Origin of the sequence: Mixta sp. BE291 (assembly GCF_031457955.1) — a bacterium.
In the GTDB taxonomy this organism is placed as follows: domain Bacteria; phylum Pseudomonadota; class Gammaproteobacteria; order Enterobacterales; family Enterobacteriaceae; genus Mixta.
The window spans coordinates 163,991-176,680 of the sequence record NZ_JAVDXN010000001.1 but is presented as its reverse complement, the minus strand read 5'-3'; the positions used below and the strand labels follow the sequence as shown (position 1 = coordinate 176,680).

The following is a 12,690-nucleotide window of genomic DNA, read 5'->3' as shown; positions in this document are numbered from 1 at the left end:
CAGAGTCTTATTTTGATGCTTATGGAACCAGATAATCGGCAGGATCAGAATCAGCAGGATAATCACCGCCAGCGCCGAGGCAACCGGCCAGTCGCGGTTATTGAAAAACTCCTGCCAGAGAATGCGGCCGATCATAATGCTGTCCGGCCCGCCCAACAGTTCCGGGATCACGTACTCGCCAACCGCCGGAATAAACACCAGCATCGATCCGGCAATAATGCCGTTTTTGGTCAGCGGCACAATCACGCTAAAAAAGGTTTTTAGCGGGCGCGCGCCGAGATCAAGCGAGGCTTCCACCAGCGAATAGTCGATACGCGTCAGCGCGGTGTAGATCGGCAGCACCATAAACGGCAGATAGCAGTAAACGATGCCGATATAGACTGCGGTATTGGTATAAAGGATCGCCAACGGATGATCGATGACCCCCAGCCACAGCAGAAAACGGTTAAGGATACCGTTGCTGTTCAGTAGTCCCATCCAGGCGTAAACGCGCACCAGAAAAGAGGTCCATGACGGCAGCAGCACCAGCAGCAGCAAAATATTGCGCATCGAGGGTTTGCTGTGCGCCACCGCCCAGGCGAGCGGATACCCTACCAGCAGGCAGATCAGCGTAGAGATGGCCGCCACCTTCAGCGACTGCAAATAGGCCTCAATATAGAGCGGATCGTCCGTTAACTGAAAGTAGTTCGCCAGGTTAAACACCAGCGTTAATTGATCGTCCGCCCAGGAGAGCAGCTCGGTGTAAGGCGGAATCGCACGTGCGATCTCCGCAAAACTGATTTTCAGCACGATCAAAAACGGCAGCAGGAAAAACAGCGCCAGCCAAAGGTATGGCAGCGCAATCACCAGTTTGCGTCCGTGAGCGGTTTTGAGCCGGGTCAGCGTACGGCTCAGATTGCCGGAATGCGCGGCGGCAGCGGGTTGTTTCATCTCTGCTCTCTCAGACTGTCAGCACGACGCAGCTATTGGCGTCCCAGCTCAGGCGGACTTCATCGCCCCAGGTCGGCGCGCCTTCCCGGAAGCGATGCGCGTTTTGCAGCTGCGCGCTGATCATCTGCCCGCTATGCAACCGCACATGATAAATCGACAAATCGCCCAGATAGGCGATATGCACCACCTCGCCCACGGCAAAGTTACAGCCGTCCGCGGGCACCTGATCGCACAGCATCACTTTTTCCGGGCGCAGCGCGATAGAGACCGGCACGTTATCCATCACCGAAACGTCAGACGCCACTTTCAGCGGATGCACCAGACCTGGGCTATCGATCACCAGGCCGTCCGCCCGTCGCTCACGCAACAGGCCTTCAAACACATTGACCGAGCCGATAAACTCGGCGCTGTAGCGGCTGGTGGGATGCTCATAGATCTCTTCCGGCTCGCCGATTTGCACGAACTTGCCGCGGTTCATAATGGCGATACGGCCCGCCATGGTCATCGCCTCTTCCTGATCGTGGGTCACCATTACGCAGGTCGCGCCGACGCGTTCCAGAATATCCACCACTTCCAGCTGCATCCGATCGCGCAGCTTCTTATCCAGCGCGCCCATCGGCTCATCCAGCAGCAGCAGTTTCGGTCGCTTCGCCAGGCTGCGCGCCAGCGCCACACGCTGACGCTGGCCGCCGGAAAGCTGGTGCGGCTTGCGTTTGGCAAACTCCTGCATATGCACCAGCGCCAGCATCTCCGCCACACGCTCGGCGATATCGCCCTTCGGCAGCTTATCCTGCTTCAGGCCGAAAGCGATGTTCTGCTCTACCGTCATATGGGGAAACAGCGCATAGGACTGAAACATCATATTAATCGGGCGCTGATAAGGCGGCACGTGCGAGAGATCCTGACCGTCCAGCAGAATCTGTCCGTGGGTCGGTGGCTCAAACCCCGCCAGCATCCGCAGCAGGGTTGATTTACCGCAGCCCGAGGCGCCCAGCAGCGCAAAAATCTCGCCTTTGTAGATGGTCAAACTGACATCATCGACGGCGTGCTGCCCTTCAAATGACTTGGTCAGGTTACGGATTTCCAGCAGCGGCGTCAGGGCCTTTGCGGTTTTATGGGGATGACGAGGGATCGCGTCGTTCACTAACATCTCTCTCCGGCACTTAGCACAAACGCGCGGCACGCGGCCGCACAAATGAGACAACAGAGGCCGATACCGCGCCTCTGTTGCTGTTAACCTGCAGGGAAATTCGCGTTAAACGAATTACTTACCGCTTTTCACTTTGGTCCATGCACGCGTACGTACACGATCAAGCTTAGGTTCCTGTACTTTCAGTACGAACAGTTTGGACATCGCTTCCGGCCCTGGGAAGATGCCGGGGTTATTGCGAATATCTTCACTGATCAGCGGCAGCGACGCCTTGTTACCGTTAGCGTAGAACATCTTGTCGGAAATGTGCGCAATCACTTGCGGATCCATGATGTTGTTCAGCCACTGATAAGCAGCATCCAGATTTTTCGCATCTTTCGGAATCGCCATCATATCGAAGAAGGCCAGCGCCCCCTCTTTCGGGATGCTGTAGGCGATATTGACGCCGTTTTTCGCTTCCGCCGCGCGGTTTTTCGCCTGCAAAATATCGCCAGCCCAGCCGATCGCCACGCAGGTATTGCCGTTCGCCAGATCGTTAATGTACTGCGAGGAGTGGAAATAACGGATATTAGGACGCAGCTTTAACAGCAGATCGGTCGCTGCGCCGGAGTAATCTTTCGCATCGCTGCTGTTCGGATCTTTGCCGAGGTAGTTCAGCACGGTGGCGAAAATCTCTTCTGGCGCATCAAGGAAAGAGACGCCGCAGCTTTTCAGCTTCTCCAGGTTTTCCGGCTTCAGCACCAGATCCCAGCTGTCTACCGGGGCATCTTTGCCCAGCGCCGCTTTGACCTTTTCGACGTTATAGCCGATACCGGTGGTGGCCCAGAGATAAGGAATCGCATATTTGTTACCCGGATCGTGCTGCTCTACTTTTTTCAGCAGCTCAGGATCGAGGTTTTTGTAGTTGGGCAGTTTGCTTTTATCCAGTTCCTGAAACACGCCCGATTGCAGCTGACGCGCGAGGAAGCTGGAGGATGGCACCACGACATCATAGCCGGTGCTGCCCGCCATGAGTTTGCCTTCCAGCACTTCGTTGGAATCAAAAACGTCATAAACCACTTTGATCCCGGTCTTTTTTTCAAAGTCCGGCACGGTATCCGGCGAAATATAGTCTGACCAGTTATAGACATGCAGGGTATTCTCTTCCGCCATCGTGCCAGCGGAAACCGCCATCAGCGCGCCAGCGATCACACCAGACAACCATTTTTTGCCGTGGTTGTTTAACATGTTTTCCTTCCTCCAGAAACGGGGTCAATCTTCAGATACGGAACCAAAGAAACCGAACGGCTTCCTGCATGTAAAAAAGAGAGAGTGCATGGTTATTCATCGTGCGCCCGAGCGCAAAAGCGGCCAGCTCCGACGCATTTACCGCATGCCTTATGCAGCCCCGCAAGCATAGCCGCAGCGCGGCATTCAGGCCAGACCTTAGCGTAAAAAACGCCTTTTATCGATTATTTATGCAGGTTTCATCTATGTGATACGCCAAACAGGGCATAAACGGCGAGAAATATCTGGCATTAAAGGGCAAAGTGCAGAATAAAAATGTGAATTGTGCCGCTTGCCCGGTAAAAGTATCGGGAAGCGGCGCACAAAAGGAAAGCAAGCGCGTGCAATGCGCCTTAGTGCAGCATCGGCAGGCGGCTGCCGGGCACCACCGGCTCTTCATCTTCCGCTTCGCCGTTCATCAGCAGGTTGTTGGCGAACGCTTCCATGATCACCATGGAGATCTGCTCTTCGCTCTGGCGCAGGAAGTGCGCAAACTGACCATAGGTAATCCCTGCGCTGACAATCAACGACTGGCAGACAATCAGCTTCGGCAGATTATCGTCCTGAATATCGAGAAAGGCTTTTACCGTTAACGACGCGGCGTTGATTTGTGAAAGATCGCCCACCAGCGGGATCAGCGCCGTCGGCTTAACTTCCGCGAGGGCGGAGAAAAGAATGACATTATCGACCAGATCGATTTTGGCATCGAAAACGCCATCGAAATTCTGCATGTGCGGCAGATGCAGCGCCTGACAGGCGTCACATTCAAACCAGGTAATGCTCTGCTGATCCAGCCAACGTCGTAATACGTCTAAGTCTGGAACGACGAGTGAATCCATATGCTACTGCCCTATACCGCGATGAAATAAGCGCAATAGCTTACGGAAAAAGCAACCTGAAAACCACGTCCGGGGATCAAAAACAGGGCTTAACCACCGGTTTTCAGACTGAAACCGGGACGGGCGTGTTGCTCTATCCATTCAATCATCATGGTGGCGATATTTAAACCGGTGGTTTTTTCAATGCCTTCCAGCCCCGGCGAGGCATTCACCTCCATCACCAGCGGGCCGCGCTGCGCGCGCAAAATATCCACCCCCGCCACATCCAGGCCGAGCGTGGCGGCCGCCCTGACCGCCATCACCCGCTCGCGCGGCGTAATCTCAACGCAGCGGGCACAGCCGCCGCGATGCAAATTAGAGCGGAAATCGCCCTCTTTTGCTGCGCGCTCAATGGCCGCCACCACCCGATCGCCGATCACCAGGCAACGGATATCGCGCCCCTGCGCCTCTTTAATAAACTCCTGCACCAGAATATGCGCATTCAGTCCGCGAAAGGCATCAATCACGCTTTCCGCCGCCTGCCGCGTTTCCGCCAGCACCACGCCGATGCCCTGCGTGCCCTCAACCAGCTTCACCACCAGCGGCGCGCCACCCACCATCTCAATCAGATCGTGGGTATCGTCCGGGGAATGCGCAAAGCCGGTTACCGGCATATCGATGCCCTGACGCGCCAGCAGCTGTAGCGAGCGCAGCTTATCGCGCGCGCGGGTTATCGCCACCGACTCATTCAGCGGATAGCTGCCGCACATTTCAAACTGGCGCAGCACCGCGGTGCCGTAAAACGTGGTTGCCGGGCCGATACGCGGGATCACCGCATCGAAATGCGGCAGTAGTTCGCCACGGTAATGCACCGCCGCCGAGGCGGGATTGATATTCATGTAACAGGAAAGCGGGTCGACGATCTCAACCTGATGGCCGCGCGCCAGCGCGGCCTCACGCAGACGCCGACAGGAGTAGAGCGTAGCGTCACGGGAAAGGATGGCAATTTTCACCCAACGGTCTCCGCGTCCCGTTATCGCGTTGCCCAGCCCTGTTTGTGCAGGTAATCAAGGATAAAGGGACGACTCTCACGCACAATAGTGCGACGAATATGATTACTGAAATTATCGCTGCGCTGATTGCTGTCGCGCTGCTGATAGTACGCTTCCAGCTGCCGATCGTACCCGTCAAGCTGTTGCTGATCCAGCGGCTGATAGCGATTTTCATGCACCAGCATGGTGGCGGGCATGCGCGGCTTGACATCCGGTTCCTGCTGCGGCCAGCCCAGGCACATACCAAACAGCGGCAGCACGTGCTGCGGCAGACCCAGCAGCTCGGTGACCTGCTCAATGCTGTTGCGGATGCCGCCAATATAGACGCCGCCCAGCCCCAGCGACTCGGCGGCCACCATCGCATTCTGTCCCAGAATCGCCGTATCGACGCAGCCTAACAGCAGCTGCTCCGCCAGCCCCAGCTGCGCCTCAGGGCAAATTTGCAGATTCCGCTGGAAATCAGCGCAGAACACCCAAAACTCCGCCGCCTGCGCGATATATGGCTGACCGCCGCTGAGCGTAACCAGCTGCTCACGCAGCGCTTTATCGGTGACACGAATAATAGAAGAGCACTGTAAAAAGCTGGAGGTGGAAGCCGACTGCGCGGCGGCGATAATCGCCTCACGCTGTTCATCGCTAATCGGTTGATCGGTAAAGGCACGAATCGAACGATGCGCACGTAACAGTTCAATGGTCGGCGTCATGTAAATCTCCGAAAGAGTTAATAAGGTGACGAGTGTAAAACGTAACGCGTGCATTAGCGCATAGCCTGTTTGGATTGTACCAACAGGCAGAGCCTTCTTTACAAGAGGGAAGGTTGCGGTTCATGATGCGTTTACTTAGCGTAAAAGTGTGACATAATTCACACAAAAATGTGACATAAAGGAGATAACAATGCTTGCAGTGATTTTTGGTCGCCAGAGCTGCCCTTACTGTGTGCGTGCAAAAGAGCTGGCGGAGAAGTTGACCGCAGAGCGCGACGATTTTAATTTCCATTACGTCGATATTCAGGCGGAAGGCATTACCAAAGCGGATCTGGAGCAAAAAGTCGGTAAGCCGGTAGAAACCGTGCCGCAGATTTTTGTTGATCAGCAGCATGTTGGCGGCTTTACCGAATTCAACGCCTGGAGCAAGGCCAACCTGGGCGTTGCGCTGTAATTCGCGCATGTAAAAAACCGGCACGCCGTCAAGCGCGCCGGTTTTTTTGTGCCTGCGGCTAGCGTGCAGTGCGCGAGGCGGCCAGCGTACGCCACAGCATCACCAACAGCGCGCCAAAGCCGCACCAAAAGATGGCGCTGGTCAGCCAGGCAACCTCCTGCCACGGCGTAAATGGCATAACCACACCGTTGATATCGATCAACAGGCAGCAAGGCGTGGCGGCGACCGCGCTCAGTAATGCCTGCACCAGCGGCGTCTGACGGTTAATTAACGCCGAGATGATGCCCGGCACCATAAACAGCAGCAGGCCGGTTTGCTCTGAGTTTTGCCCTGAAACAGCTTCAGCGCCGCTATAACGAGCCAGGAAAAAAGTTACGCAGTAAAGCGTCATACAAATCATTACGCCCGGCCAGCGGACGCTATACAACAGCATAATTTTTCCTCGTTTATTTCTACTAACCAGGAGAATCAAAAAAAATAACTTTCACGCCAGCGGCTGTTAAAGAATTAACGGTTAAAAGTTAATAAATATTTTGTTTTAACATGGCTTTCTGCTGGAGGTCTGTGGAATAAGTGAATAAAATGAAGCGCGCTCTATCCTGACTCCTGAATACATTTTTCCAGACGGTAACCTGACCAGCTTGCCATAGCAATTACAGGAATAAACGTTAGCCTGGAATTTCAGGTCTTTCAACAAGTTACTGGTAAACAAGAAGTTAATACGTGAATATAAACGTCGCAGATTTGTTAAGCCGGAATGATATATTGTTATTATTCGTTGTGCTGGCTTTAGGACTTTGCCTGGGCAAACTCCGGCTGGGTTCAGTGCAACTGGGTAATTCCATTGGTGTTTTAGTGGTTTCACTATTGCTGGGCCAGCAACATTTCTCCATTAATACCGATGCGCTTAGTCTGGGCTTTATGCTTTTTATTTTTTGCGTAGGCGTCGAGGCGGGTCCCAATTTCTTTTCTATTTTTTTCCGCGACGGTAAAAATTATCTGATGCTGGCGCTGGTGATGGTCTCCAGCGCCATGCTGTTAGCCCTGGCGTTAGGTAAAGCATTCGGCTGGGATATCGGGCTGACGGCGGGCATGCTGGCCGGGGCGATGACCTCGACGCCGGTGCTGGTCGGCGCCGGCGATACGCTACGGCAATCAATGAGCGACCCGGCTTTACTCGGTCAGATGCAGGATCATCTCAGCCTGGGCTACGCCCTGACCTATCTGGTTGGCCTGGTGAGCCTGATTTTTGGCGCACGCTACCTGCCGCGTCTGCAGCATCAGGACCTGCCGACCTGCGCCCAACAAATCGCGCGCGAGCGCGGGCTGGATACCGATAGCCAGCGCAAAGTTTACCTGCCGGTGATTCGCGCCTATCGCGTTGGCCCGGAGCTGGTCGCCTGGGCCGATGGGAAAAACCTGCGTGAGCTGGGGATCTACCGGCAAACCGGTTGTTATATCGAGCGTATTCGTCGCAACGGTATTCTCGCCAGCCCGGACGGCGACGCGGTGTTACAGCTGGGCGATGAAATTTCCCTGGTGGGGTATCCCGATGCGCACGCGCGTCTCGATCCCAGCTTCCGTAACGGGAAAGAGGTTTTCGATCGCGATCTGCTGGATATGCGCATCGTTACCGAAGAGATCGTGGTCAAGAATAACAACGCGGTGAATCGCCGCCTGAGCCACTTAAAGCTGACCGATCACGGCTGCTTTCTTAACCGCGTGATTCGCAGCCAGATAGAAATGCCGATCGATGAAAGCATTATGCTGAACAAAGGCGATGTGCTGCAGGTCAGCGGCGAAGCACGGCGCGTTAAAAGCCTGGCGGATCGCATCGGCTTTATCTCGATTCACAGTCAGGTTACCGATCTGCTGGCCTTTTGCGCCTTCTTTATTATCGGCCTGATGATCGGCATGGTGAGCTTTCAGTTCAGCGCCTTTAGTTTTGGCATTGGTAACGCGGCAGGCCTGCTGTTTGCCGGTATTATGCTGGGCTTTCTGCGTGCTAACCATCCGACCTTCGGCTATATCCCGCAGGGCGCGTTAACCATGGTAAAAGAGTTTGGCCTGATGGTGTTTATGGCGGGCGTCGGCCTGAGCGCAGGCAGCGGCCTTGGCAAGGGGCTGGGCGAAACCGGCCTGCTGATGCTGCTGAGCGGTCTGGCAGTCAGCCTGGTGCCGGTGGTGCTCTGTTATCTGTTTGGCGCTTACGTGTTGCGCATGAACCGTGCGCTGCTGTTCGGCGCGATTATGGGCGCACGTACCTGCGCGCCCGCCATGGAGATCATCAGCGATACGGCGCGCAGCAATATCCCGGCGCTGGGCTATGCCGGCACCTATGCCATCGCCAACGTTCTGCTGACGCTGGCGGGGACGCTGATTGTGATTATCTGGCCCGCACTGGGCGGTTAAAAAATATTTAATTCGGCTGCGAACTTCTCTCCTGAGGGGCAGTCTGAATAAGTGCCACTGCTTTTCTTTGAAATCCCAAATTGTGGAGCCCGTTAATCAATGATTAGCGGGTTTTTTTATGCCCGCCTGCCGCCTCTTAATGTTTCCTTAAGCGCCGCTTTGCACTATAGCGCCTCTGTCATACGCTATGGGAACGGTCATGCAATTGTCTTCAAAGTTAAACCAACGCGAAACACGCCCCCCGATTAGGATTAACGCGATTTACCCGTTATCCACGCGCTTTTACGCTATCCATGCTGTTTTACTGATGTTTTTTGGCCTGCTGTTTTTATGGCTCGCGCGTGACGGCAACCTGGATAACGCGCTAACCGGCTACTGGTTCGATCCGCTGACCCAGCGTTTTCCCTGGAAGGATAATCGCTGGCTGGATCTGATTAATCACCGTTTATTGAAGGATTGGGTGATTGGCGTCGGCGTAACGTTACTGGTTGCCGGGCTGGCGCGTCGCCAGCCGCGCTGGATCATGGTGGCGCTGTTGATCGGTATCGGCCCGTTGGTGGTGGGCGTACTTAAGGCGACCAGCGCGCACTCGTGTCCGTGGGATCTGGTCGCGTTTGGCGGCCAATCCCAGGCCTGGCCGTTGCTGGGCATGGAACCGCATGACAGCGGCCCGGGCCACTGTTTTCCTGGCGGTCACGCTTCAAGCGGCTTCAGTTTAATGGCGCTGTTTTTTCTTTACTGGCCAACGCGTCGCCGCCTTGCCTGGCTGTGCTGGAGCGGAGCGATATTGCTGGGCTTAGTAATGGGTTATGGACAGATGATGCGCGGCGCGCACTTCCTTTCTCATAATTTATGGGCTGGCTGGTGGGTTTGGCTGACGCAGCTGTTGACTTACGGATGCGTAACGTATCTGACGAACAAGATGAGGAAGAAATAATGATGGAAGAGTTGAACCGGACGCTGTTTCTCTGGATCAACGCCACGCCGCAGTCAGCGGCCTGGTCACTGGAGCTGGCAACCTTTATCGCCAAAGATTTAATTGCTATCGTGCCGCTGCTGATCGTCGGGCTCTGGTTTTGGGGGCCGCATAACGGGGTGCGGGCTTTGGTGTTAAAAACCGGTATCGCCCTGCTCTGTGCGATGACGATCTCCTGGGGCGTGGGCCAGCTGTTTCCGCATCCGCGCCCTTTCGCGATCGGGCTGGGCCATCAGTTTCTGACGCATGAGCCGAATGAATCCTATCCCAGCAACCACGGCACGGCGATTTTTACCTTTGCGCTGGCGTTTATCTTTTGGCATCGCGTCTGGTCCGGCCTTATGCTGCTGGCGATCGGTACGACAATTGCCTGGTCGCGGGTTTACCTTGGCGTACACTGGCCGATGGATATGCTGGGCGGCCTGCTGGTGGGCGTACTGGGCTGCCTGTTCTCGCAAATGGCCTGGCCGTGGTATGGCGAGCCGCTAATGAAATTACTGCATCAAATTTATCGTCAGCTCTTTTCCCTACCGATCAGAAAAGGCTGGGTGCGCAATTAATTTCCCCTTTCCCACAGGCCTGTTTATCAGGCCTTTTTTACGCCTTGTTATTTATTGCCTGTTTTTTCCAGACTGCGCTTTATTGCGCAAACCCGCTGCTTTTTAATTAAGGTGGTTGCGCAAACGGTATAAACTCCAGGCAGTTAAAAATTAATCCATTGATTTAAAACATAATAAAATTAGCGTTGATTAAAAATCAAACATAAACCCGCACTATTTACAACCAGCTAAAAAAGCAAATAACAGCCTTATTCACTATGATTTATAACAAACTTAGAGAATTAAATTATAAATAATTAAACATCCAGCTTATCAAACCTGATTTATTGTTTGGATTGTGATCGTTATCACCCGCCAGCGCGTTACGGGTACTTTTAACTTATTCGGATGGTGGTAGAGTGTGCCGCGAAAATGGAATATTCCAATATTCATTCTGTTTACCGGCGGCGGAAATTTCGTAGGTTTTAAGTGAGCGCTGACGGTTTGATATTCATACGTTACTCATGGAGATGGTAATGGCTTCACAGCAAACCGCAATCCAGAACGGCCAGGCGGCAACAGGCGTTAGCAGCTGGCGTAAAACCGATACCATGTGGATGTTAGGGCTGTACGGCACCGCCATTGGCGCAGGCGTACTTTTTCTGCCAATCAACGCAGGCATTGGCGGGCTAATTCCGCTGATTATCATGGCCCTGCTGGCTTTTCCCATGACCTACTACGCGCATCGCGGCCTGTGTCGCTTTGTGCTCTCCGGCAGCAAGCCGGGCGAAGATATTACCGAGGTGGTGGAAGAACATTTCGGCGTCGGTGCCGGTAAGATCATCACGCTGCTCTACTTCTTCGCCATCTATCCTATTCTGTTGGTTTACAGCGTGGCGATCACCAATACGGTAGAAAGTTTTCTCACTAACCAGCTGCATATCCAGCCGCCGCCGCGCGCGCTGCTGGCGCTGCTGTTGATTGTTGGCCTGATGATCATTGTCCGCTTTGGTAAAGAGGCGATCGTTAAGACCATGAGTCTGCTGGTGTTTCCGTTTGTGGCGGTGCTGATGCTGTTGGCGCTGTGGCTGATCCCGAACTGGAGCACCGCGATTTTCCAGCACGCGTCGTTAAGCGGCAGCGGTCTGGGAATGACGCTGTGGCTGGCGCTGCCGGTAATGGTTTTCTCGTTTAACCATTCGCCGATCATCTCTGCTTTTGCCGTGGCTAAACGCCAGGAGTATGGCGAGGAGGCGGAGGCGAAATGCTCACGCATTCTGGCGCTCAGCCATTTGATGATGGTGCTGACGGTGATGTTTTTCGTTTTCAGCTGCGTGCTATCGCTGTCACCGGCTAATCTGGCGGAAGCCAAGGCGCAAAACATTTCCATTCTTTCTTACCTGGCTAACCACTTTGATACGCCGATGATGGCGTGGATGGCACCGATTGTGGCTATCGTGGCGATCACCAAATCGTTTCTCGGTCACTACCTTGGCGCACGGGAAGGTTTTAACGGGATGATGATTAAATCGCTGCGCAGCCGTGGCAAAAGCATGGACGAGAAAAAGCTGAACCGCTTTACCGCGCTGTTTATGCTGCTGACCACCTGGCTGGTTGCGACCTTAAACCCAAGCATTCTTGGCCTGATTGAAACGCTGGGCGGCCCGATTATCGCCATGCTGCTATTCCTGATGCCGATGTACGCCATCAATAAAGTACCGGCGATGCGTCGCTACAGCGGTGCCCTGAGCAATATCTTTGTCGTACTCATCGGCGTGATCTCCATCTCCGCGATCCTTTTCTCTCTGCCGTTTTAACCCGCCGCACACAAGGCCAGCCACTGCTGGCCTTAACTCACACAGAACCCAAAGCGCAGGCAGTGCGGGCCAAGGCTATCCCCAACACGTAAGGCGCAGGCAGTGCGGGCCAAGGCTATCCCCAACACGCAAGGCGCAGGCAGTGCGGGCCAAGGCTATCCCCAGGACTAAAGGCGTGGGAAGTGCAGGCCACAACCATCACCAACACAACACGCAAGGCGCAGGCAGTGCGGGCCACAACCATCACCAACACGCAAGGCGCAGGCAGTGCGGGCTAAGGCTATCCCCAGGACTAAAGGCGTGGGAAGTGCAGGCCGAAGAGTAAAGCGTCCCGCGCCATGGATGGCGCGGGACGAGCTGTCAGGGATGACGTTGTTTGCGTCTTTACGATCGGCCTGCACTTCCTGCGCGGGCACCGTTCACTCGGTTTCTATGCGCGCAGAAACCGGCCCGCAATTCCTGCGCAAACACCGTGCAACATGCAAACATCAACCGGCCCGCAATTCCTGTGCGAGCACCGTGCAACATGCAAACATTAACTGGCCCGCACTGCCTGCGCGAACACCGTACAA

11 protein-coding genes and 1 pseudogene are annotated in these 12,690 nt (G+C 54.7%); 5 read left to right on the top strand and 7 right to left on the bottom strand.

Annotation, left to right across the window (positions count from 1 at the left end):
* Positions 1 to 3 precede the first annotated feature (3 nt).
* The 6 genes and pseudogenes from potH to nfsA all read right to left on the bottom strand — a co-directional run.
* Positions 4 to 930 (bottom strand): annotated as a pseudogene (potH, locus tag J2X14_RS00765) (putrescine ABC transporter permease PotH); the annotation flags it as partial.
* Between the two features lie 10 nt (positions 931 to 940).
* Entirely contained in the window at positions 941 to 2,074 is a 1,134-nt protein-coding gene (gene potG / locus J2X14_RS00760; RefSeq protein ID WP_352410105.1) for a putrescine ABC transporter ATP-binding subunit PotG, read from the bottom strand.
* Positions 2,075 to 2,194: 120 nt separating this feature from the next.
* Positions 2,195 to 3,307 (bottom strand): spermidine/putrescine ABC transporter substrate-binding protein PotF, encoded by a 1,113-nt coding sequence (gene potF / locus J2X14_RS00755; protein WP_352409318.1) that lies wholly within the window; start codon positions 3,305 to 3,307, stop codon positions 2,195 to 2,197.
* Positions 3,308 to 3,699: 392 nt separating this feature from the next.
* The gene (locus J2X14_RS00750) at positions 3,700 to 4,185 is read right to left on the bottom strand and encodes a YbjN domain-containing protein (RefSeq protein ID WP_352409317.1); all 486 of its coding nucleotides are present in this window, start codon (positions 4,183 to 4,185) and stop codon (positions 3,700 to 3,702) included.
* A gap of 89 nt (positions 4,186 to 4,274) precedes the next feature.
* Entirely contained in the window at positions 4,275 to 5,177 is a 903-nt protein-coding gene (rimK, locus tag J2X14_RS00745) for a 30S ribosomal protein S6--L-glutamate ligase (protein WP_352409316.1), read from the bottom strand.
* A 20-nt stretch (positions 5,178 to 5,197) separates the two neighbouring features.
* Complete coding sequence (nfsA, locus tag J2X14_RS00740; protein ID WP_352409315.1) at positions 5,198 to 5,920, bottom strand: oxygen-insensitive NADPH nitroreductase; 723 nt, start codon at positions 5,918 to 5,920, stop codon at positions 5,198 to 5,200.
* 190 nt (positions 5,921 to 6,110) lie between these two features.
* On the opposite strand from nfsA, the gene J2X14_RS00735 reads away from it, so the two are divergent.
* On the top strand, positions 6,111 to 6,374 hold the full coding sequence (locus tag J2X14_RS00735) for a GrxA family glutaredoxin (protein ID WP_352409314.1): 264 nt from the start codon (positions 6,111 to 6,113) through the stop codon (positions 6,372 to 6,374).
* A 58-nt stretch (positions 6,375 to 6,432) separates the two neighbouring features.
* Here the strand turns inward: J2X14_RS00735 and ybjM are convergent, their stop codons facing one another.
* Positions 6,433 to 6,807 carry an inner membrane protein YbjM gene (ybjM, locus tag J2X14_RS00730; protein WP_352409313.1) on the bottom strand — a complete coding sequence of 125 codons (375 nt, stop codon included), beginning with the start codon at positions 6,805 to 6,807 and terminating at the stop codon, positions 6,433 to 6,435.
* Positions 6,808 to 7,097: 290 nt separating this feature from the next.
* Between ybjM and J2X14_RS00725 the strand changes: the two genes are divergently transcribed.
* The 4 genes from J2X14_RS00725 (at position 7,098) to J2X14_RS00710 (ending at position 12,118) form a co-directional block, all read left to right on the top strand.
* On the top strand, positions 7,098 to 8,786 hold the full coding sequence (locus tag J2X14_RS00725; protein ID WP_352409312.1) for an aspartate:alanine antiporter: 1,689 nt from the start codon (positions 7,098 to 7,100) through the stop codon (positions 8,784 to 8,786).
* 199 nt (positions 8,787 to 8,985) lie between these two features.
* On the top strand, positions 8,986 to 9,723 hold the full coding sequence (locus J2X14_RS00720) for a phosphatase PAP2 family protein (RefSeq protein WP_352409311.1): 738 nt from the start codon (positions 8,986 to 8,988) through the stop codon (positions 9,721 to 9,723).
* A 2-nt stretch (positions 9,724 to 9,725) separates the two neighbouring features.
* Entirely contained in the window at positions 9,726 to 10,322 is a 597-nt protein-coding gene (gene ybjG / locus J2X14_RS00715) for an undecaprenyl-diphosphate phosphatase (protein WP_352410104.1), read from the top strand.
* A gap of 515 nt (positions 10,323 to 10,837) precedes the next feature.
* Complete coding sequence (locus tag J2X14_RS00710; protein ID WP_352409310.1) at positions 10,838 to 12,118, top strand: HAAAP family serine/threonine permease; 1,281 nt, start codon at positions 10,838 to 10,840, stop codon at positions 12,116 to 12,118.
* Positions 12,119 to 12,690: the final 572 nt, after the last annotated feature.

Bases quoted from the DNA above. Each gene is read 5' to 3' on its own strand.
- potF (WP_352409318.1), bottom strand. From the start codon at position 3,307: ATGTTAAACAACCACGGCAAAAAATGGTTGTCTGGTGTGATCGCTGGC.
- J2X14_RS00750 (WP_352409317.1), bottom strand. From the start codon at position 4,185: ATGGATTCACTCGTCGTTCCAGACTTAGACGTATTACGACGTTGGCTG.
- nfsA (WP_352409315.1), bottom strand. From the start codon at position 5,920: ATGACGCCGACCATTGAACTGTTACGTGCGCATCGTTCGATTCGTGCC.
- J2X14_RS00735 (WP_352409314.1), top strand. From the start codon at position 6,111: ATGCTTGCAGTGATTTTTGGTCGCCAGAGCTGCCCTTACTGTGTGCGT.
- ybjM (WP_352409313.1), bottom strand. From the start codon at position 6,807: ATGCTGTTGTATAGCGTCCGCTGGCCGGGCGTAATGATTTGTATGACG.
- J2X14_RS00720 (WP_352409311.1), top strand. From the start codon at position 8,986: ATGCAATTGTCTTCAAAGTTAAACCAACGCGAAACACGCCCCCCGATT.
- ybjG (WP_352410104.1), top strand. From the start codon at position 9,726: ATGGAAGAGTTGAACCGGACGCTGTTTCTCTGGATCAACGCCACGCCG.
- J2X14_RS00710 (WP_352409310.1), top strand. From the start codon at position 10,838: ATGGCTTCACAGCAAACCGCAATCCAGAACGGCCAGGCGGCAACAGGC.